This window comes from Sphingomonas sp. (genome assembly GCF_041661825.1).
In the GTDB taxonomy this organism is placed as follows: domain Bacteria; phylum Pseudomonadota; class Alphaproteobacteria; order Sphingomonadales; family Sphingomonadaceae; genus Sphingomonas.
Map to the genome: position 1 here is coordinate 508,499 of NZ_JBAZTU010000003.1, position 20,785 is coordinate 529,283.

The window sequence follows — 20,785 nt, forward strand, 5'->3', positions numbered from 1 at the left end:
ATTCAGGTCCGATTTCTCGTGAGTTCAGGAGTAAGGCGGTCTTCCCCCTCGTCGGTATCGCGCCCTCCGGTATCCATCGTCGCCAGCGATGCCGTGTCGAAGATCATCATGACCACCGTGCCGCCCCCTTCGCGGTCGGTGAAGCCGATCGTGCCGCAATGTTCCTCGACGATCTTCTTGACGATCGCGAGGCCGAGGCCAGTGCCGCGGGCGCGCGTCGTCACATAGGGTTCGACCAGCCGTTCGCGGGCCGCGGGCAGGCCGACCCCGTCATCGGCGACCGACACGATCACCGCATTGTCCTTCTGGGCGAGCGTCATGGTGATCGCACCTTCCGCACCCTCCCCGCGCGCCTCGATCGCCTCAACGGCGTTCTTGACGATGTTGGTGAAGGCCTGGCCGATCTGGCGGCGGTCGCACACCAGCATCGGCCCGGTATCATCATGCACGAGGTCGAAACGGATCGAGGGATGCGCGACCTCGTGCAGGAACAAGGTCTGGCGCGCGATATCGAGCAGCGATTCGTCGTGGAAGGTCGGCTTCGGCATGCGCGCGAAGGACGAGAATTCGTCGACCATGCGCCGGAGATCGCCGACCTGGCGGACGATCGTCTCGGTCAGGCGGGTGAAGGTGCCGTCGTCGTTCGGCAGCTGCTTGTTGTAGCGGCGCTGCAGGCGCTCCGCGGCGAGCTGGATCGGGGTCAGCGGATTCTTGATCTCATGCGCGATCCGGCGCGCGACATCGGCCCAGGCAGCGCGGCGCTGATCGAGCAACTGGCCGGTGATGTCGTCGAAGGTCAGGATCGGCCCCTCATCGGCGCGCGCGATCTTCACCGCCAGGGTCCGCGCCTCGCCATCGACATCCACCTCGACGATCGATTCGCGCGTTTCGCCGCGGATCAATGCGTCGAGTTCGGGCGAAACCTCGCCGAGCGGGCGTCCGACCAGATCTTCGTCGCCGGTGTGGAGCAACATCGCGGCAGAGCGGTTGATCAGCCGGATCCGGCCGTCGCCGGTAATCGAGATGACACCGGCGGTGACGCCCGACATCACGGCCTCGATCAGCGCGCGACGACTTTCGAGCGCGCCGGTCTGTTCCTGCAACCGGCCGGTCATCTGGTTGAACGCCGTGCCCAGCGTGCCGACTTCGTCATCGGTCCGTGGCGTAGGCACGCGTGCTGACAGGTCGCCCGTCGCAACCCGGTGCGCCGCGGCGACCAATTCACCCACAGGGCGGACAAGGCGATCGGCAACCTCCAGCGCGATCCACACGGCAATGGCGACGATCAGCAACGAAATGAGCAGCAGGGCCGCGTTGAATTTGAGCTGCAGCGAGCGCGATCGAGTCTGGAGCGTCCGATAATCGTTCAGGATCGTCTGGCCACGCTTCAACTGGGCAGCGATACGGGGTTCGAACACGCGTGCGGCGTAAAGATAGGTGTTCTTGCCATAAGCGAGCTTCACGACGGCCGCAGCGCGATCGCTGTTCTGAACAATGACGCTCGGCGCGCCATGGTCGATCGCAGCGATCATCTGGGGGGTGATGACCTTGTCGAGCGGCCGGTCGTAGGGATTGACCAGCGCCAGCGCCTGCATCTGCCCGTCAGGCATGACGCGAGTCATCACTGCCTCAGACAGGTTGCGACGGAACACCTGAAAGCCGAATCCCTTGGCGAACTCATCGCTGTCGATCGAATAGCCTTTGAGATAGCCGGCGAGATCGCCGCTCATCGTCAGCGTTTCCTCGCTGACGCGGTTCAGCTCCGCCTTGTAATTCTCCTGCGCCAGCGACGTCGCATTCTCGAGCATGCCGCGCGCGCGATCCGAGAACCAGAATTCCACGCCATACTGGAACAGCAGCGACGCGAAGATCACGACCAGCAGGGTCGGCACCGCCGCGATCACCGAGAAGAGTGCGACCAGCCGCACATGGAGCCGCCCCCGCCCCCCGATGGGCGACCGGGCGGCACGGCGCATCGCGATCCGCCGGCCGACCAGGACGAGCAGCGCGACGCCCGGTACGAGATTGGCGACGAGCAGCAAAGCGACGAGCAGCGGCGTGAGCAGAGTCGGCGACGCCTGGCCGCTTGAGATGATGAAATAGCTCACCGTCGCGATGGCGGCCGCACCGGCCAGCACCAGCAATTCGACAAACGGCGTCACGCTGAAGCGTAAACCCAGCGGCTTCTTTATGTTCGCGGGAGCCGCGTCGACCGTCATCGTGTCTTCAATACAACGTTTTGTTGCAAGGAAAACACACAAATGCGCACAGGTCAGCCCGTATCGCTACCGCCCGACCGCCCTGCGTCAGGATCGATGCCCAAGGTATCGAGTCGTTTGCGCAGGGTATTGCGGTTGATTCCCAACGCCCGCGCAGCCCTCAGCTGGTTCTGGCCGTGGCGCGCAAGCAGTGCCTCGATCAGCGGGCGTTCAACCTCGCCGATGATGCGATCGTACAAGCTTCCATCGTCGAGCGCTGCCGGCTCCTCGCGCGCCAGCCGTTCGAGCCGGGCGTGCACGGCCGCCTCGATACCGGGATCGCCAGGCGTGGCCGGCAGCGACGACGACGACGCGCCGATCATGGCCCGTACTTCGTCAGCGCCGATCCGTTCGTCGCGGCTGAGCACCGCAATGCGGCGCATGATGTTCTCCAGCTCGCGGACATTGCCGGGCCAATCATAGCTTTCGAGCGAGGTGATCGCCGCGGCATCGAGCTGCTTGCGCGGCAGGCCGCCCTCCGCGGCGCGATCGAGGAAATGGCGGGCGAGCAAGGCGATGTCCTGGCGCCGGGCCCGGAGCGCCGGCAGGCTGACCGGCACGACGTTGAGGCGATAGAACAGATCCTCGCGGAACTGGCCGGTCGCGACGAGCTGGGTGAGATCGCGATTGGTCGCCGCGACGATGCGCACATCGGCGCGGATGGTGCGTGCGCCACCGACGGTGGTGAACTCGCCGGACTGGAGCACGCGGAGCAGCCGGGTCTGCGCCTCCATCGGCATGTCGCCGATCTCGTCGAGGAACAACGTGCCCCCTTCCGCCTGCTCGAACCGGCCGGCCGAACGCGCCTGGGCGCCGGTAAAGGCGCCGCGTTCATGGCCGAACAGCTCCGCCTCGATCAGCTCGCGCGGGATGGCCGCCATGTTGAGCGCGACGAAGGGCGAGCGCTTGCGCGGACCGAGATCGTGAATCGCGCGGGCGACCAGTTCCTTGCCGGTACCCGATTCGCCCGAGATCAGCACCGTCAGGTCATTCGAGACGACGCGCGCGATGATCCGATAGACGTCCTGCATCGCGGGCGAGCGGCCGATCAGCGGGAGCGCCGAATCGACTTCGTCCGGGCGCTCTTCCGGCGCGCCGGGGCCACGCGCGAGTGCGCCCTGCACCGCCCGGGCGAGCACGTCGAGATCGAACGGCTTGGGCAGATAGTCGTACGCCCCGACTTCAGTCGCGCGCACCGCGGTGGTCAGCGTGTTGCGCGCGGAGAAGACGATGACCGGCAGGCCGGGATATTCCACCGTCAGCCGCTCGACCCGGTCGAGGCCATTGCCGTCGGGCAGCACGACATCCGTGATGAGCACGTCGGGCAGGCCTGCCGCGAGCTGCACATCGAGTTCGGCAAGGCTCGCGGCGGTGGTGACGCGGTGACCGTCGCGGCGCAGCGCCTGAGCCACGACGGTACGGATCGCCGAATCGTCGTCGACGACCAGGATGGTGCCCTGGTTCTTCATTGCGCGCTCTTCATGCTGATCCTCGGGGCAACAGGATGCGGAACACCGATTGGGGCGGCGTCCCTTCCCGGGCATATTGCACGATCCCGCCCATATCGCGCACCAGCTTGTCGACGAGCGCGAGGCCAAGCCCCTGCCCCTCGGGCTTTCCCGAGACGAACGGATCGAACAAATGATCGGCAATGTCCTCGGGTGCACCGGGGCCATTGTCGATCACGCAGATCTCGATCGGCAGCGGCTGGCGCGGGCGGCCGGGCGCCGGGCTGACCGCCATGCCGTGGCGATAGGCGGTGGCGAGCGTGATCCGGGCATCGGCCTGCTCGACCATCGCCTCGGTCGCGTTCTTGATCAGGTTGAGCACGACCTGAAGGATCGCGTCGCGATCGGTCATCACCGGGGGCAACGAAGGGTCGAAACGCTCGTCGATCGTCACGTGCCGCGCGAACCCCGCCAGCGCGACACGGCGGGCATGATCGAGCAAGGGATAGATATTCTCGGGGTTCAGACTGAGCGGACGGGTGTCGGTGAAATCCTGCATCCGGTCGATCAGCGCGGCGATTCGGTCGACCTCAGTGGTGATGAGGGTGGTCAGCTCCTCGGTGCCGTCACCGTCGCCGGCAATGAGCTGCGCCGCGCCGCGGATGCCTGAAAGGGGGTTCTTGATCTCATGCGCGAGCATCGCCGCCGCGCCGATCGCGGCGCGCGCGGCGGAGGCGCGATCGACCGACTGGCCCATCCGGCGCGACGTGGCGCCATGATGCAGGGTGATCGAGCGCCAGCCGGCATGATCGGGCACTCGCGCCTCGATATAGTCGACCATGATCCGGCCGCTACGGGCTATCTCGATCTCGGCATCGAAGGCCGAAAAGCCCTGATTGTCGCGCCGGCTCGGTTCGCCGGGTGGCGTCAGCACGCTATCGAGCGGCTGGCCACGCATCGCGCGCTCGGACAGGTTGAGCAGCGCCTCGCACTCGGCATTGGCAAAGGCGATCCGCCCCGCGGGGTCGATCACCATGACGGCGACCGGAAGAGCGGCAAAGAGAGCGGCGAAGCTTGGCTCCACCTTTTCCGTCATGGCGTCACGCCGCCGCGCGGCTGCGCCATGGCGCGTAGAACTCGGCGAGCATCGCCTGGACGGTCTTCGGATCGGGAATCTGGTTCACGCGGTTGCGGAACTCGGCCGAGCCATGCAGGCCCTTGGTGTACCAGCCGATATGCTTGCGGGCCATGTTGACGCCGACTTCATTGCCGTAATGCGAGAGCATCGCATCATAATGCTCTGTAATCAGGTCATATTGCTGTTCGATCGTCGGATCGGCGATACGCCGGCCGGTGGCGAACCATTCCATCACCTGGGCAAGCAGCCAGGGGCGACCATAAGCGCCGCGGCCGATCATCACGCCGTCGGCGCCGGATTGCTCGAGCGCCGCCTCGGCGTCTTCGATCGAGCAGATATCGCCATTGGCGATGACCGGGATCGACACCGCATCCTTGACCCGGCGGATGAATGCCCAATCGGCAGTGTCGCGGTACATCTGGTTGCGGGTGCGGCCGTGCACCGTGACCATCTTCGCGCCGAGGTCCTGGGCGATCTTCGCGAGATCCGGCGCGTTAAGGCTGGAATGATCCCAGCCCATGCGCATCTTGACCGTCACCGGCACGCTGACCGCGTCGACCGTGGCGCGGATAATCGCCCCGGCATTGTCGAGATCGCGCATCAGCGCCGACCCGGCATCGCCGCTGGTCACCTTGCGCACCGGGCAGCCCATGTTGATGTCGATGATCGCGGCGCCGCGATCCTCGCTCAGCTTGGCGGCCTCCCCCATCTCATGCGGCGTGCAGCCGACCAGCTGCATCGAGACAGGTTCCTCGACCGGATCCCAGGCCGCTTTCTGCAGCGACTGGCGGGTCTCGCGGATCGCGGCCTGGCTTGCGACCATCTCGGTCACGTTGAGGCCCGATCCGAAGCGGCGCACGACCGTGCGGAACGGCATGTCGGTGACGCCCGTCATCGGCGCGAGAATCACGGGGCGCTCGATCCGGACGGGTCCGATCTGGATGGGGGCGAGGGTCTGGGTCATGTGCCTGAAAAACGGGCAGCCTATAGGGGAGGATGGCCCGGGCGGCAAGGCTGGCGGTCGCCGGCCGGTTCGGCTAGGCGGGCGCGATGACGCGAGGGGGCACCGCAGCGCTGATCGTCGCCGCCGGACAGGGCATGCGAACCGGGGGAGCCGTGCCCAAACAGTTCGCGCTGCTCGCCGGCAAGCCGATGATTGCGCACAGCTATTCGGCTTTGGCCGCCCATCCCGCCATATCCCAGGTGATCGTCGCGATCGGGCCGGGCCAGGAGGACGCGCTGGCGGCGGCTCTTGGCGATATCGCACATGTTACCGGTGGCGCGACTCGCCGGGCGTCGGTGCGGGCCGGGCTCGAGGCGCTCGCTGGCTACGAACCCGATCGCGTACTGATCCATGATGCCGCCCGCCCGTTCCTGACCGGCCCGGTGATCGACCGGCTGCTCGCCGCGCTCGACACGCAGGAGGGTGCCATTCCCGCCCTGCCCGTGGCCGATACGCTGGCACGCGGCGGAGAAACCCTGGGCGAGATCGTGCCGCGCGAGGGCATGTACCGCGTGCAGACTCCGCAGGCGTTTCGTTTCGATGCAATATTTGCCGCGCACAAGGCGTGGCAGGGCGAGGAGCCGACCGACGATGCCCAGATGCTGCGCGCATCGGGCGGGACGGTCGCGATCGTCGAGGGGGACATGATGCTGGAGAAGATCACCTATCCGGCCGACTTCGCCGCCGCCGAGGCGCGCCATGCCGCCGGGATGCGGGTGCGCAGCGCGACCGGGTTCGACGTGCATCGGCTGGTCGAGGGCGAGGAACTGTGGCTGGGCGGCGTGCTGATCCCGCACGACAAGGGGCTTTCCGGGCATAGCGATGCCGATGTCGCGCTCCATGCCATCACCGACGCCTTGCTCGGCACCATCGCGGATGGGGATATCGGCATGCATTTCCCGCCGAGCGACCCGAAATGGCGCGGGGCGGATTCGGCGCAGTTCCTGGAACATGCCGCCTCCCTGGTCGCGGCGCAGGGCGGGATCATCGATTTCATCGACCTGACCCTGATCTGCGAGGCGCCCAAGATCGGGCCGCACCGCGAGTCGATGCGCACGCGGATCGCGGCGCTGTTGCGGCTCAAGCCGAATCAGGTCAGCGTGAAGGCGACGACGACGGAGCGGCTCGGCTTTGCCGGTCGCGGCGAGGGCATCGCCGCCCAGGCGATCGCCACCATTCGGATATCAGGGGATATGGCATGAGCATGGATACCATTCTCCCCGCCGAACTGGTCGCCGCCGCGCAACGCGTGGTCGATGCGAACAAGGCGATCGGGCGCCATATCTCGGTCGCTGAAAGCTGCACCGGCGGACTGGTCGCCGCTGCGCTGACCGAAATCCCCGGATCGTCCGAGATCTTCGAAAGCGGTTTCGTCACCTATTCCAACGACGCCAAGATCAGCATGCTGAAGGTGAGTTCCGACGTGATCGAGACGTTCGGCGCGGTCTCGATCGCAACGGCGTGGAGCATGGCGCAGGGGGCGCTCGAAAAGAGCGGCGCCGATGTCGCAGTGGCGATCACCGGTGTGGCGGGCCCTGGCGGCGGAACCGAGAAGAAGCCGGTCGGTACCGTGGTGTTTGCGCGGGCGGAAAAGGGCGGCGATCCGGGGCATGTCGTCGCCGATCGCAAGGATTTCGGCGATCTGGGACGCGGCGGGATTCGGCTTCAGGCGGCCCTGTGCGCGCTGGAACTGCTGCTGCCGGCGCCTGAAGCGCCGTAGAGCCTCGCCGCGCGCTCCTCGAACGCACCGATCATCTTGCGCAGCGCGGCGCCGAACACCTGCCCCGCCAGCATTTCGAACACGCGGTTCTTGAAGGCGAAATCGACGCTGAAATCGATCTCGCAGCCATCGGCATGCGGGCGGAACACCCAGTCGTTGCGCAGATATTTGAGCGGGCCGTCGAGATAATCGACATGGATTCGCTCGGGCCGGGTCTTGGCGACCTTCGAGGTGAAGGTCTCGCGCAGGCCCTTGAAGCCGACGATCAGGTCGGCGACCATTTCCGTATCGCTGTTCGAGCGAATACGGACGGCGGTGACCCAGGGCAGGAACTGCGCATAGCTGCCGACATCGGCGACGAGATCGAACATCTGCTCGCGCGAATAAGGAAGCCGGCGAGTTTCCGAGTGGCGCGGCATCAGCCCTTTGCGAGCCCCCTCGACAGCTGAGCCTCGCGCGCGGCCCGCATCTTCGCGAAATCGTCACCGGCATGATAGCTCGACCGGGTCAGCGGCGAGGCGGCGACCAGCAGGAAGCCCTTGGCACGGGCGATCGCGGCATAGGCGTCGAAGGCCTGGGGCGTGACGAAATCCAGCACCTTGGCGTGGCGCGGGGTCGGCTGGAGATACTGGCCCATGGTCAGGAAATCGATGTCGGCGGAGCGCATGTCGTCCATCACCTGATGGACTTCAAGCCGCTCTTCGCCGAGGCCGACCATCACGCCGGACTTGGTGAAGATCGACGGATCGTGGCGCTTGACCGATTCGAGCAGGCGCAGCGACGCGTAGTAGCGCGCACCCGGGCGAATCGTCGGGTAGAGCCGCGGCACCGTTTCGAGATTGTGGTTGTAGACGTCGGGGCCCGCCTCAACGATCGACTCGACCGCGGCCTGCGCCTTGTTGCGGAAATCGGGGGTGAGGATTTCGATCGTGGTCTTCGGCGTGGTGCGGCGGAGCGCCTGGATCACCTTCACGAACTGCGACGCGCCACCATCAGGCAGGTCGTCGCGATCCACCGAGGTGATGACGATATGTTCGAGGCCAAGTTCGGCGGCGGCATCGGCGGTGTGCTGCGGCTCCAGCGCGTCGACGGCCCGGGGCATGCCGGTCTTCACGTTGCAGAAGGCGCAGGCGCGGGTGCAGGTGTCACCCAGGATCATCACCGTCGCGTGCTTCTTGGTCCAGCACTCGCCGATGTTCGGGCAGGCCGCTTCCTCGCACACGGTATTGAGGTTGAGACGACGCATCATTGCCTTGGTCTCGGCGAAACCGGTGCTGGTCGGTGCCTTCACCCTGATCCAGTCGGGCTTGCGCTGGCGGGGGGCTGGGTTGAGCGGCGTCATCTCGTTCATGAGGGCCAGATAGCGACCCGCGCCCTCCCCCACAACCGTCGCAACCGAGCTTGTCGAAGCCCCGTACTATCTTCTAACGCGAGGGCCAGGAACGGCCACGATGCTTTGCTCGGTTTTGCGTGCGGTGGACCAGGGACGATCGGAGGTTCAGTGAGCGGCTATTGGGACTTGCTCGACGGGTATCGGCGCTTCCGCGCGCATGACTGGGCGCGACAGCGCGGTCGCTGGGAGGAATTGGGTTCGGGTCAGAATCCGCGCGTGATGGTGATTGCGTGCTCGGACAGTCGAGTCGACCCGGCCCAGATCTTCGATACCTCCCCGGGGGAGATTTTCGTCGTGCGGAATATTGCCAATCTGGTGCCGCCGTTCGAGCTCGATGGCAGTCGTCATGGCGTTTCCGCCGCGCTGGAGTTCGCGGTGACCCAGCTTGAGGTCTCGGATATCGTCGTGATGGGCCATGGATCGTGCGGCGGCGTCGAAGCCGCATTGTCACGCCGCTTTGCCGGGCGCGCGCCAGGGGCCGGCGGGTTCATCGCGCATTGGGTCGACATGCTGGACGAGGCGCGCGACGAGATCGTGGCCAAATACGGTATGGGACCTGCCGCGATACGCGAGCTGGAGCTCGAAACGGTGCGGGTGAGCCTGCACAATTTACGCACCTTCCCGTGCATCCCGGAGCGCGAAAAAGCCGGAACGCTCAAACTGCACGGCGCCTATTTCGCGATCGCCGATGGCAAATTGCACCTGATGGACGAGAGCGGCCAGTTCTCGGCGGCGTGAGCGCGCCATCGGGGGCCCGGCCTATTTGAGTCCCAGCGCCTTGCGCGCCAACTTCTCCACCTCGGGGTCGATCGGCGGCGCGTCCATCGGTACATTGGCCTCGAGCCGATCCGCTATGACGGTCAGCGCTGCGATTCGAGCAGCCTTTTTGTGGTTGCCGTCGATCGCATGCCAGGGCGCCCAGCGCGTATCGGTGCGGCGGAACATTTCGGCCATCGCGTCGAGATACTCACTGCGCTTGTCGCGGTTGCGATAGTCCTCGGCGCCGGTCTTCCACCGCTTCCAGGGATGCGCGAGCCGGGCCTTGAGCCGCTCGTCCTGCTCCGCCTGAGTCACATGGACGAACAGCTTGACGATAGTCGTGCCCGAATCGCCCTGCTGTGCCTCGAACTCGTTGATCTCGTCATAGCCGCGGCGCCACTCGGCTTCCTTCGCGAAACCTTCGACGCGTTCGACCAGGACACGGCCGTACCAGCTGCGATCGAACACGGCGATGTTGCTATTGGCGGGCAGCTTCTTCCAGAAGCGCCACAGGAAATGATGGCCGAGCTCGTCCTCGGTCGGCGCCTTGATCGGCCAGACCTGGAAGTTGCGCGGGTCCCATTCGGCGGTGAGGCGCTGGATGATGCCCCCCTTCCCCGCCGCGTCCCAGCCCTCGAGCAGGATCAGCGCGCGGCGCTTGTGGACGATATGCGCGACCTGGATATGGGCGAGCCGCTCCTGCAGCTTGGCCAGGTCGTCGTCATAGTCGCCCTGGTATTTGGCGCCGGTTTCGTAATCCGAGAGATTGATCGTCATGAGTCGCCAATTCCGTCATGCCGGACTTGTTCCGGCATCCACCGCACCGCATTAGCCGCGCGTGCGATTCATGCGGCACGGTGGACCCCGGAACAAGTCCGGGGTGACGCGAAAGCTGGTTACTCGGGGCGGACCGCCTCGACCGTCGGCTTGGCCGTCGCGACCTCGATCGTGCGGATGTTGAGTTCGCGCAGCTGCTTCTCGGTGGCGAAATTGGGGGCGCCCATCATCAGGTCCTCGGCCTTCTGAGTCATCGGGAAAACGATGACCTCGCGGATGTTGGGCTCGTCGGCGAGCAACATCACGATGCGGTCGACGCCCGGCGCCGAGCCGCCATGCGGCGGGGCGCCGCACTTGAAGGCGTTGATCATGCCGGCGAAATTGGTGTCGACATCGGCGCGGGTATAGCCCGCGATCTCGAACGCCTTGTACATGATCTCCGGCTTGTGGTTCCGGATCGCACCCGAGGAGAGCTCCACGCCGTTGCAGACGATGTCGTACTGGTACGCCAGGATATCGAGCGGGTCCTTCGTTTCCAGCGCCTCCATCTCGCCCTGCGGCATGGAGAAGGGGTTATGGCTGAAATCGACCTTCTTCGCGTCCTCGTCATATTCGAACATCGGGAAGTCCACGATCCAGCAGAATTCGAAGCGGTTCTGGTCGATCAGGCCGAGCTGGTCGGCAACGCGCGTGCGGGCGAGCCCGGCGAGCTTGGCGGCTTGCCCCTCCTTGCCGGCGGCGAAGAACACGCCGTCATCGGGGCCGAGGCCGAGCGCCTCGGCGATCTTCGCCATGCCTTCTTCGCCGTGATTGTTGGCGATCGGGCCGCCGAACACACCGGCCTTGCGTGTGGCATAGCCGAGGCCGGCAAAGCCTTCGCTCTGCGCCCAGCTGTTCATGTCGTCGAAGAATTTGCGGCTCTTGTCGGCGGTGCCGGGTGCCGGGATCGCGCGGACGACGTCGCCGCTCTCGACGATCGAAGCGAAGCGGCCGAAGCCCGAACCCTTGAAATGGTCCGACACGTCCGAGATCAGGATCGGGTTGCGCAGGTCGGGCTTGTCGCTGCCATATTTCAGCATCGATTCGCGGTAGGGGATGCGCTTGAACGGCAGCGCCGAGACGGTGCGGCCCTTGCCCTGCCAGTCAGCGAATTCCTCGAACACGCCGTGCAGCACGGGTTCGATCGCGGCGAACACATCGTCCTGGGTGACGTAGCTCATCTCGAAATCGAGCTGGTAGAATTCGCCGGGTGAGCGATCGGCACGCGCATCCTCGTCGCGGAAACAGGGCGCGATCTGGAAATAGCGGTCGAAGCCGGCGACCATCAGCAGCTGCTTGAACATCTGCGGTGCCTGGGGAAGCGCGTAGAACTTGCCCGGGTGCACGCGCGACGGGACGAGATAGTCGCGGGCGCCTTCCGGCGAGGACGCGGTCAGGATCGGCGTCTGGAACTCCGTGAAGCCCTGGCCGATCATGCGCTGGCGCAGCGAGGTGATGACCTGGCTGCGCAGCATGATGTTGGCGTGGAGCCGCTCGCGCCGCAGGTCGAGGAAGCGGTAGCGGAGGCGGATTTCCTCGGGATATTCATTCTCGCTGGCGACCGGCATCGGCAGGTCGTGCGCGACCGACTGGACGACGGCCGCGGACGCGCGGACTTCGATCGCGCCAGTGGCGAGGTTCGGGTTCACCGCTTCGGCAGCGCGTGCGACGACGATGCCGGTGATAGTGACGACCGACTCGTTCTTCAGCGACTCGATCACGTCGAACACGGGGCCGCTGACGTCGGTCACGATCTGGGTGATGCCGTAATGATCGCGCAGGTCGACGAACACGAGATCGCCATGGTCGCGCTTCTTGTGGACCCAGCCGGAAACGCGGACTTCCTGCCCGACCTGTTCAGGGCGCAGCGCGGCGCAATTATGGGTGCGATAGGCGTGCATGATCTGTCTTTTCGAACGAGTGGATGCCGGTGGGCGTGAGCCCGCGCGCTTCCCCGTCATACGCCGCTTTGTCAAGGCGGCGTCACATGTCTATGGCGTTGCAATGCATATCCATCCGTTAATCACCGACAGCGCCACCCTCGCCAATCTCTGCACCCGACTCGGCCAAGCCGACTTCGTCTGCGTCGACACCGAGTTCATGCGGGAGAACACCTTCTGGCCGGAGCTCTGCCTGATCCAGATCGCCGATGTGAACGAGGCAGCGGCGATCGACCCGATGGCGCCGGGACTCGACATGACCCCGCTGCTCGAGCTGATGACCAACAATGAGGACGTGCTGAAGGTCTTCCATGCCGGCGGCCAGGACCTTGAAATCATCTACAATCTGACCGGCAAGACCCCGCACCCGCTGTTCGACACCCAGGTCGCGGCGATGGCTTTGGGGCAAGGCGAGCAAGTGGGCTATTCCAACCTGGTCGACGCCTATCTCGGCATCCAGGTCGACAAGGGCGCACGCTTCACTGACTGGAGCCGGCGGCCGCTCGATGCGCGGCAGATCGAATATGCGATCGGCGACGTCACGCATCTGGCCAAGATCTTCCCCAAGATGCTCGAACGGCTGCGCAAGACCGGGCGCGGCGCGTGGCTCGACCAGGAGATGGAGCGGCTGGGCGATCCGAAAAATTACGCCAACGACCCCGACGAAGCGTGGAAGCGCGTGCGGATCGCGGGTCGCAAGCCCGATGTGCTGGGCCGGTTGAAGGCGCTGGCGCGGTGGCGCGAGCTGGAAGCGCGGGGCAAGGACCTGCCGCGCGGCCGAATCGTCAAGGATGAGACCCTCGCCGATCTGGCCGGCCACTCGCCGCGCAAGCAGGCCGATCTCGCCAAGGTGCGCGGGCTTTCCGCGACCTGGGCGGGCAACGATATCGGCGCGCGGTTGATGGCTGCGCTCGAGGCGGCGGTGCCGATGAGCGCGGAAGAGATGCCCGCGCGTGATGATCGCAAGCCGGGCCTCGGCAAGGACGGCGCGCTGGTCGCTGACCTGCTCAAGCTGCTGCTCAAGATCCGCTCCAAGGAAATCGACGTCGCGGCGCGCCTTCTCGCGCGGAGCGAGGACCTGGAAGCGCTTGCCGCGGGCCAGCGCGAGGGGATTTCGATCCTGGAGGGCTGGCGCTTCGATCAGTTCGGCCGGGATGCGCTCGATCTGGTCGAAGGGCGGCTTGCCTTTGCAGTGGTCAACGGCAAGCTCAAGATGACTCGAACGGAGGATGTGGAAGCATGAGAATCCTCATTCTGCTCGCCGCGCTGACGGCCTGCGCGCCGGTTCCGCCGGCGGAGACGCCAGCCGAGACACCGGCACCAGGCAATTGCTCTGCCGGGGCCGCGAACGGCCTGGTCGGCAAACCCTATTCGGCCGAAGCTGCCGAAAAAGCACGACGCGCGACTGGATCAGGCACCGTGCGCGTGATCCGGCCAGGCATGGCGGTGACGATGGATTACCGCATCGATCGGCTGAACGTCGACCTCGACGAAAAGGATATCGTCACCCGCGTGCATTGCGGTTGATCGGGGCGGTTGATCGGGGCGGTTGACGATCAGGCGGTAACGATCGGCTTCCTGCCCAATGCGGTGCACAGCGCCGCGTGGCGGCGTTCGACCGCCTCGCCATAGAGCGCGAGGTCGTCCGGGTTAACGTGGAGCGTCACGATCTCCCCATCGTCTGCCAGGCGCGAGCGGCGCAGCGGGCCGGCGAGGCCACCGCTGAGCCGCTGACCCAGACGCATCGCCAGGCCCCAGGCGATCGCACGCTTGAGGTCTTCGATTGGCGCTAGCGACTCCAGCGGAGCCGGGATGTCGGTGCCGCCGCCAAGGCTGGTGAACAGCGCCTGGGCGACGATCGCGCGGCCGCGCGCGTCGATCGCGACCCAGTTCCCATGGAGCGCAATCTCGACGCCGCGTTCGGCGCGGAATTCGGGGTTGGCGCGCCAACCCACATCGGCGAGCAGGCAGGCGGTAAGCCGCAACCGCGCCTGGGCAGGCGTATCGCGATTGAACAAGGGCGCGATCCAGTGATCGAGCAAATCGCCATGCTCGGCGAAGCGGCCATGACGCTGTCCCTCGTCGCGCGCGGCGACGATCAGCGGATCCTGCGCGCGGACCTCCTCATCGAGCGCGCCGAAGAGCAGGCCTTCGCGCAGGCCGAAGGCGGAGACGATGGTGGTGTCGGCTTGCAGGTGTTTGAGCAGCACCGCGAGCAAAGCGGCGGCATCGCCCAACGTCGCCGCACGGCCCGAGGAAAGGCCGGGAATGGCGCGCAGCCAACTCTTGGGTACGTGGCTGATCGTTCGGCCCATGCGTGCAATCGCGGGAAGCGCCATGGAATATTGGTGGATCACCGGAAGCGGGTAGTTGTTGAGGTGCATGTCGAGCCGCGCGAGCGCCCGCCACGACCCGCCGACGAGATAGAGCGGCAGCCCCTCGCCCCGCCCGAGCCAGCCGGCACCTTTCAGCGCCTTGTACACCTGGCGTTCGAGCGCGCCCTGCCCCTTTGCGCGCATCGCGCCGATACGGAGCACGCCGAACGGGAAGGACACCCGGTCGCGCACCTTGCCGCCGGATATACGGACCAGTTCGAGCGAGCCGCCGCCGAGATCGCCGACGATCCCGTCAGCTTCGGGAATGGCCGACAGTACGCCGTGCCCGGCAGCCGTCGCTTCCTGCTCCCCGGAAAGCAATTCGACCTGCAGCCCCAGCTCGCGCACCGTATCGAGCAGGGCCTGCCCGTTGGACGCATCACGGACCGCGGCGGTAGCGACGGTGCGCAGCCGCGTCACCTCCATCTCGCGCGCGACCGCGGCGAAGCGCGCGAGCGCTTCGGTGGCGACGTCGAGCGCGGGCTCGGCGATCGCACCGGTCTCGGCCAGGCCGCGGCCGAGGCCGGCCATCACCTTCTCGTTGAACAGGATCGCAGGCAGCCGTTCCGGCCCCTGATAGACGACGAGGCGAATCGAGTTGGACCCGATATCGATGATGCCGGTGCGCGGCTCCGTGGCCGTGTCGGCCTTGGGCTTACGGAAAAGAAGGGTGGCCACGCCCCCTAACGCCTCCGGTTCAACGAAAGTTTCGGGACGGCGTCGCTGGCCGACAGAGCCGCACCGCGGCCCGACAGCGACGGATTGGTCATGAAGTAGCGGTGCAGGTTGAACGGCCGGTCGCCGGGCGTAGCGCGCACATAGCTGCCATCGGCCTGAAGCTCCCAGCTCTGTTCGTTGTCGATCAGGTTGGCGACCATCACCTGGTCGAGAATCTGGTCGTGCACCGTCGGATTCTCGATCGGCAGCATATATTCGACCCGGCGGTCGAAATTGCGCGGCATCCAGTCAGCCGAGGAGATGAAGATCTTCGCCCCGTCATTGGGCAACGCCTTGCCGTTGCCGAAAGCCCAGATCCGACTGTGCTCGAGGAAGCGGCCAATCACCGACTTCACCCGGATATTCTCGGACAGGCCCGGCACGCCCGGCTTGAGGCAGCAGATCCCGCGGATGATCAGGTCGATCCGCACGCCCGCCGCGCTCGCCTCATAGAGCTTCTCGATCACCGCCGGGTCGACCACCGAATTCATCTTGGCCCAGATCGCGCCGGGCTTGCCTGCCTTGGCGAAGTCGATCTCGGTATCGATCAGGGCCATCAGACGCGCGCGAAGATCGCGCGGCGACAGGCTGACCAGTGCCATGTCGTGCGGCTCGACATAGCCGGTGACGTAATTGAACATCTGCGCGGCATCGCGCCCGATGCGAGGATCAGCCGTGAAGAAGCTGAGATCGGTGTATATTTTTGCAGTAACCGGATGATAATTGCCGGTGCCGAAGTGGCAATAGGTGCGGAACTGCCCTGCCTCGCGCCGGACGACCATCGAGACCTTGGCGTGAGTCTTCCACTCCATGAAACCATAGACGACCTGCACGCCGGCGCGTTCGAGCGCCGAGGCCCAGAGCAGATTCTGCTCCTCGTCGAAGCGTGCCTTGAGTTCGACCACCGCAGTGACCGACTTGCCGGCTTCGGCCGCCGCGATCAGCGCGTTGATGACCGCGGGCTGCTTGCCGGCGCGGTAGAGCGTCTGCTTGATCGCCACGACGTCCGGGTCGCCGGCCGCCTGGCGCAGGAACGCCAGCACCACGTCGAACGTCTCGTACGGGTGGTGGATGACGATGTCCTTGGCGCGGATCGCGGCAAAGCAATCGCCATTGAACTCGCGGATCCGCTCCGGGAAACGCGGGCTGTAGGGCGGGAATTTCAGGTCCGGGCGATCCTCGTCGACGATCGATTCCAGATCACCCACGCCGAGAAAGGCGCCGCTTTCCGTGACGAACGCATCCGCGCCACCCAATTCATCGCGCAAGGCCCTGGACAGGCCGTCAGGCATGCCGCTTTCCAGCTCGAGCCGGATGACCCGGCCGCGCCGGCGGCGCTTGATCGCATTGGCGAAGTAGCGGACCAGGTCCTCCGCCTCTTCCTCGATCTCGATATCGCTGTCGCGCAGCACGCGGAACTCGGCCCCGCCCTCGACCCGATAGCCCGGGAAGACCAGCGAGGAGAAGCGCTTCACCAGCGATTCGACCGCGACATACCGCGCCATCTCGCCCGGCAGGCGGATGAAGCGCGCCATCGGCGCCGGGAGCATCACCAGTTCGCGGATCGGCTCGTTGTCCGACAGGCGGACGAGGTCGAACATCACCGCCAGGCCCTTGTTGGGCATGAACGGGAATGGATGCGCGGGATCGAGCGCCTGGGGCGTCAGGATCGGGAAGATCTGTTCGCGGAAATGGGTTTCGAGCCAGGCCATCTCCTCGGGCGTCACCGCCGCGTCGATGGTTTTCGAGCCGAGCACGACGATGCCGGTTTCGGCCAGTTCGTGGCGAAGATCGCGCCAGACCGAGCGCTGGCTCTCGACCAGCTCGTCGGCCTCCGCCACGATCGCGGCGAGTTGCTGGCGCGAGGACATGCCGTCGGCCGAGAGGCGATCGACGTCCTGGAGCTGCTGTCCCTTCAGCCCGGCGACGCGGACCATGAAGAACTCGTCGAGGTTGGAGCCGGAGATGGACAGGAAGCGGACTCGCTCGAGCAGCGGATGCGCGGGATTGCACGCCTCCTCCAGCACGCGCCGGTTGAAGGCCAGCCAGGAAAGTTCTCGGTTGAAATAGCGTTCGCTGCCCTCGCCGGACGCAAACGGATCGTCGTCATCGTCCAGACGCACGATATGGGCGGGGCGTGTCATAGATTCTCGATCGGTAATTCGGGTGCGCGGCCGGCGATCAGCCCCACTTCCGCCAATGTGGCGCGGGCGAGCGGAATCGACAAGCGTTTGTGGCGTTCGAGTACCGCCTGATCGAGCACATCGACGGTGCGCAGGAGGGCGACATGGCTCCGCTCGACCCGAAGAATCAGCCATTGGATCAGATCGGGGCGGGCATCCAGGCCGCGCCGGAGGAATTGCCGCTCGAACAGGGCCTGCATCAGCGTCTCATCCGGAGGACCGATTCGCGCGGTCGGGCTGGCGGTGAGGCGCGAGCGAAGGTCGGGCAGCTTGACCGTCCATTCGGGCGGCGGCACGTCAGCGACGATGACCAGCGGGTGCCGAGTCTCCTGTGCGCGGTTCCAGGCGTGGAAGATCGCCGTCTCGCTCTGGCGTTCGGCATCGTCGATGATCTCGCCACCGCTTTTCGCCGCGAAGATGCGCGCGAGCAGGCTGCGTCCCGACTTGCGGGGCCCCGTGAGCACCACGGCCATCACCGGCCAGGTGCTCCAGCGTTCGAGCTGCTGGACGGCGCGTGCGTTCGAATCGCTGACGAGGAATTCGTCGTCGCGCGGGTCCGGCGGCCAATCGAATGGCAGCGCGATCTGGCTCATCAGTTGGTCGCGTTTTCCGGTGGCGGGGATGGTGGCGGCGTGCTGCCCTGCGAGGGCGCCCCCGCCCGGCGGATGCGCAGGGTCGTGCCGGTGCCCTGGACCGTCCAGCCCCGGGCTTCGAGCAACGGCCGGATCGCCGCCGGATCGCCGTCGAAGCTGACGCGAATCACCGAGACGCCGCCCAGCGCGAGGCTGGTGGTGAGCGCCGAGCGCACGCCCGGGATGCCCCGAAGTGCCGCCTCGGTCGCCGAGACGGAGGAAGCGCCGGGCGTGTCGACCTGGACGCTGATCGCGGTGCCGGAGGCGACCTGAACGGCGTCGGTGGTTTCGACCAAAGCCTCGCCCGGCGCTTCTTCCTCGACGACCGCGGTCGGCTCGGGCGGGCGATTGTACAGGCCGGGATCGGTGTGAAGTACGCCGTTGCGCAGCGCCGTCTGATAGGCATCGTCGAGCCGCTTCACGCCGGCATCGAGCAGCACCGGCAGCGCGTCGCCATTGCCCACACGCAGAGTGAAGCGCGCGATGATGTGATTGTCGGGGCCATGCCGTGCCTCGAACACGCCGATGATCGGGCCGCCCGGCCATTGGCGGGACAGTCGCACCACGGGCGTGAGGATGTCGGACGCGCCATATTGGTCGAGGATCGTGCGCCACCAGATGCGGCTCGGCCGGCCGGTCTGCCCGGTATTGAGCAACAGCGAATCGGGGCCCGAGCCGGCCGGGCGCACATAGTCGATCGCGCTGTTGCCGGTACGATAGCGGCTCCACGCCTCCTGCCACTCGGTCTTCTGCTCGAACGCCTGCCCGGCGCCGCCCGACCATTCGATCGGGATGGTGAGCATGGGTGCCGACCGCGTCGTCCGCCCGGCAACGCCGAGCAGCGCGCCGGCGCGCGCGCGGCTGAACAGCACGCCGAGGCGGGCGACATAGCGGTTGGGGCCGATCTGCTCATTCTCGACAACGATGCCGGACACCATCGAATCGAGCGTGCCGTCGGAGACGAGGCTGCCGCCGCCGCCAAGGCGCTGCGAGAGCATCTGCCAGCCCTTGCGCTGGGCGATGCGCCAGCCGCCGGTGCGTGCCGCGTCCGCCGTCTTGGCGGTCACGTCGACATCGATGCCGCCGACTTCATAGCTGCCCGAGCTGTCGCCCGGGGATACGCCGCGGCTGCCATCGTCATCATCCTGTGCCGCGACGATTCCGCCGGTGACGGCGATCATCAGGGCGATCGGGAGCAGGCGGACAAGGCGGCGGGCAATCATTGCGGGCCCTTTTGGCGAAGCAGGCGTGGAAATCCAAGCAGGATATGGCTAGGCGGCGACAATGAGCGACACTGAACCCTATACATATGCCCAGGCGGGCGTCTCTATCGCGGCTGGCAACGCGCTGGTCCGGGCCATCGCGCCCCTCGCGAAATCGACACGGCGGCCCGGGGCGGATGCCGATCTGGGCGGTTTTGGCGGGTTCTTCGACCTGAAGGCGGCGGGCTTCAAGGATCCGCTGCTGGTCGCTGCGAACGACGGAGTCGGCACCAAGCTGAAGCTCGCGATCGACCATAACAGCCATGACGGGGTCGGGATCGACCTGGTTGCGATGTGCGTCAACGACCTGATCGTGCAGGGTGCCGAGCCGCTGTTCTTCCTGGATTATTATGCGACCGCGAAGCTCGACGCCGTGGTGGCCGAGCGAGTCGTCGCCTCGATCGCCGAAGGCTGCAAGCAGGCCGGCTGCGCTCTGATCGGTGGCGAGACGGCCGAGATGCCGGGCATGTATGCCGAGGGCGACTACGATCTCGCCGGTTTCTGCGTCGGCGCGGTCGAGCGGGATCGGGTGCTGACCGGCGCGGCGATCGCGCCGGGCGACGTGCTGCTCGGCCTGGCCTCGTCGGGCATCCACTCGAACGGCTTCTCACTGGTGCGGCGGCTTGCGGCGGACCGGGGCTGGAAGCTCGACCGCCCTGCCCTGTTCGATCAGGACGTGATGCTGATCGACGCGCTGATGGCGCCGACGCGAATCTATGTGAAATCGCTGCTGCCGCTGCTTGCCGAGAAACGGATCAAGGGGCTGGCACATATCACCGGCGGCGGGCTGCTCGAGAATGTCCCGCGCGTGCTACCCGAGGGGGTGCATGCGCGAATCGATGCCGATGCGTGGCCGCAGCCGCGGCTGATGGCGTTCCTGCAGGGTCAGGGCGCGATCGAGCCCGAGGAGATGGCGCGGACCTTCAATTGCGGGATCGGGATGGTCGCGGTGGTGGCTGCGGATCAGGTCGAGGACGTGAAGCAGGCGCTGGAAGCCGCCGGCGAGACGGTGTTTGCGATCGGGACGATCGAGCCCGGCGTGCGGGGATGCACGGTGTTCGGGAGCGATGAGGCCTGGAGTGCCCGGGCTGCATGGTCGGCGACGCATGAAGCCTGATCTTCTCCCGCAGGCGGGAGTGGA

General features: G+C 66.3%; 18 protein-coding genes. 6 read left to right on the forward strand and 12 right to left on the reverse strand.

What is annotated here, in order from left to right:
* Positions 1-2: 2 nt before the first annotated feature.
* From WC729_RS15315 to dusB, 4 genes are read right to left on the reverse strand one after another with little or no spacing between them, the layout of a single operon-like run.
* Positions 3-2,219, reverse strand: coding sequence for an ATP-binding protein (locus WC729_RS15315; protein ID WP_372854258.1), 2,217 nt, complete (start codon positions 2,217-2,219; stop codon positions 3-5).
* 53 nt (positions 2,220-2,272) lie between these two features.
* Positions 2,273-3,727 carry a nitrogen regulation protein NR(I) gene (ntrC, locus tag WC729_RS15320; RefSeq protein ID WP_372854260.1) on the reverse strand — a complete coding sequence of 485 codons (1,455 nt, stop codon included), beginning with the start codon at positions 3,725-3,727 and terminating at the stop codon, positions 2,273-2,275.
* A 10-nt stretch (positions 3,728-3,737) separates the two neighbouring features.
* Positions 3,738-4,802: a nitrogen regulation protein NR(II) gene (locus WC729_RS15325; protein WP_372854262.1), complete on the reverse strand. Its 1,065-nt coding sequence runs from the start codon at positions 4,800-4,802 to the stop codon at positions 3,738-3,740.
* A 4-nt stretch (positions 4,803-4,806) separates the two neighbouring features.
* Positions 4,807-5,808 (reverse strand): tRNA dihydrouridine synthase DusB, encoded by a 1,002-nt coding sequence (dusB, locus tag WC729_RS15330; protein WP_372854264.1) that lies wholly within the window; start codon positions 5,806-5,808, stop codon positions 4,807-4,809.
* A gap of 86 nt (positions 5,809-5,894) precedes the next feature.
* Between dusB and WC729_RS15335 the strand changes: the two genes are divergently transcribed.
* A complete protein-coding gene (locus tag WC729_RS15335) occupies positions 5,895-7,049 on the forward strand; it encodes a bifunctional 2-C-methyl-D-erythritol 4-phosphate cytidylyltransferase/2-C-methyl-D-erythritol 2,4-cyclodiphosphate synthase (RefSeq protein ID WP_372854266.1) in 1,155 nt (384 codons plus the stop codon).
* Positions 7,050-7,051: 2 nt separating this feature from the next.
* Positions 7,052-7,567 (forward strand): CinA family protein, encoded by a 516-nt coding sequence (locus tag WC729_RS15340; RefSeq protein WP_372855466.1) that lies wholly within the window; start codon positions 7,052-7,054, stop codon positions 7,565-7,567.
* Here the strand turns inward: WC729_RS15340 and WC729_RS15345 are convergent.
* Entirely contained in the window at positions 7,513-7,986 is a 474-nt protein-coding gene (locus tag WC729_RS15345) for a type II toxin-antitoxin system RatA family toxin (protein WP_372854268.1), read from the reverse strand. The genes WC729_RS15340 and WC729_RS15345 overlap by 55 nt on opposite strands.
* A complete protein-coding gene (lipA, locus tag WC729_RS15350; RefSeq protein WP_372854270.1) occupies positions 7,986-8,918 on the reverse strand; it encodes a lipoyl synthase in 933 nt (310 codons plus the stop codon). Before lipA ends, WC729_RS15345 begins: the two co-directional genes overlap by 1 nt.
* A gap of 150 nt (positions 8,919-9,068) precedes the next feature.
* Between lipA and WC729_RS15355 the strand changes: the two genes are divergently transcribed.
* On the forward strand, positions 9,069-9,698 hold the full coding sequence (locus WC729_RS15355) for a carbonic anhydrase (protein WP_372854273.1): 630 nt from the start codon (positions 9,069-9,071) through the stop codon (positions 9,696-9,698).
* A 21-nt stretch (positions 9,699-9,719) separates the two neighbouring features.
* Here the strand turns inward: WC729_RS15355 and WC729_RS15360 are convergent, their stop codons facing one another.
* Both WC729_RS15360 and aspS read right to left on the reverse strand, forming a co-directional pair.
* On the reverse strand, positions 9,720-10,496 hold the full coding sequence (locus WC729_RS15360) for a polyphosphate kinase 2 family protein (RefSeq protein WP_372854275.1): 777 nt from the start codon (positions 10,494-10,496) through the stop codon (positions 9,720-9,722).
* Positions 10,497-10,615: 119 nt separating this feature from the next.
* Positions 10,616-12,436: an aspartate--tRNA ligase gene (gene aspS, locus WC729_RS15365; protein WP_372854277.1), complete on the reverse strand. Its 1,821-nt coding sequence runs from the start codon at positions 12,434-12,436 to the stop codon at positions 10,616-10,618.
* Positions 12,437-12,539: 103 nt separating this feature from the next.
* On the opposite strand from aspS, the gene rnd reads away from it, so the two are divergent.
* Together rnd and WC729_RS15375 are read left to right on the forward strand one after the other, a co-directional pair.
* Positions 12,540-13,718 (forward strand): ribonuclease D, encoded by a 1,179-nt coding sequence (rnd, locus tag WC729_RS15370; RefSeq protein WP_372854279.1) that lies wholly within the window; start codon positions 12,540-12,542, stop codon positions 13,716-13,718.
* Positions 13,715-14,002, forward strand: a complete 288-nt coding sequence (locus WC729_RS15375; RefSeq protein ID WP_372854281.1) for an I78 family peptidase inhibitor — start codon at positions 13,715-13,717, stop codon at positions 14,000-14,002. Before rnd ends, WC729_RS15375 begins: the two co-directional genes overlap by 4 nt.
* A gap of 29 nt (positions 14,003-14,031) precedes the next feature.
* Here the strand turns inward: WC729_RS15375 and WC729_RS15380 are convergent, their stop codons facing one another.
* The 4 genes from WC729_RS15380 to WC729_RS15395 are packed head-to-tail and all read right to left on the reverse strand — an operon-like array spanning position 14,032 to position 19,605.
* Positions 14,032-15,528 (reverse strand): Ppx/GppA family phosphatase, encoded by a 1,497-nt coding sequence (locus WC729_RS15380; protein WP_372854283.1) that lies wholly within the window; start codon positions 15,526-15,528, stop codon positions 14,032-14,034.
* 5 nt (positions 15,529-15,533) lie between these two features.
* Positions 15,534-17,711: an RNA degradosome polyphosphate kinase gene (locus WC729_RS15385; protein ID WP_372854285.1), complete on the reverse strand. Its 2,178-nt coding sequence runs from the start codon at positions 17,709-17,711 to the stop codon at positions 15,534-15,536.
* Complete coding sequence (locus tag WC729_RS15390) at positions 17,708-18,343, reverse strand: chromosomal replication initiator DnaA (protein WP_372854287.1); 636 nt, start codon at positions 18,341-18,343, stop codon at positions 17,708-17,710. The genes WC729_RS15385 and WC729_RS15390 overlap by 4 nt, the downstream gene beginning before the upstream one ends.
* Complete coding sequence (locus WC729_RS15395) at positions 18,343-19,605, reverse strand: heavy-metal-associated domain-containing protein (RefSeq protein ID WP_372854289.1); 1,263 nt, start codon at positions 19,603-19,605, stop codon at positions 18,343-18,345. Before WC729_RS15395 ends, WC729_RS15390 begins: the two co-directional genes overlap by 1 nt.
* 61 nt (positions 19,606-19,666) lie before the next feature.
* Here WC729_RS15395 and purM point away from each other — a divergent pair, with 61 nt between their 5' ends.
* Positions 19,667-20,761 (forward strand): phosphoribosylformylglycinamidine cyclo-ligase, encoded by a 1,095-nt coding sequence (purM, locus tag WC729_RS15400; protein ID WP_372854291.1) that lies wholly within the window; start codon positions 19,667-19,669, stop codon positions 20,759-20,761.
* The last annotated feature ends 24 nt before the right edge of the window (positions 20,762-20,785 follow it).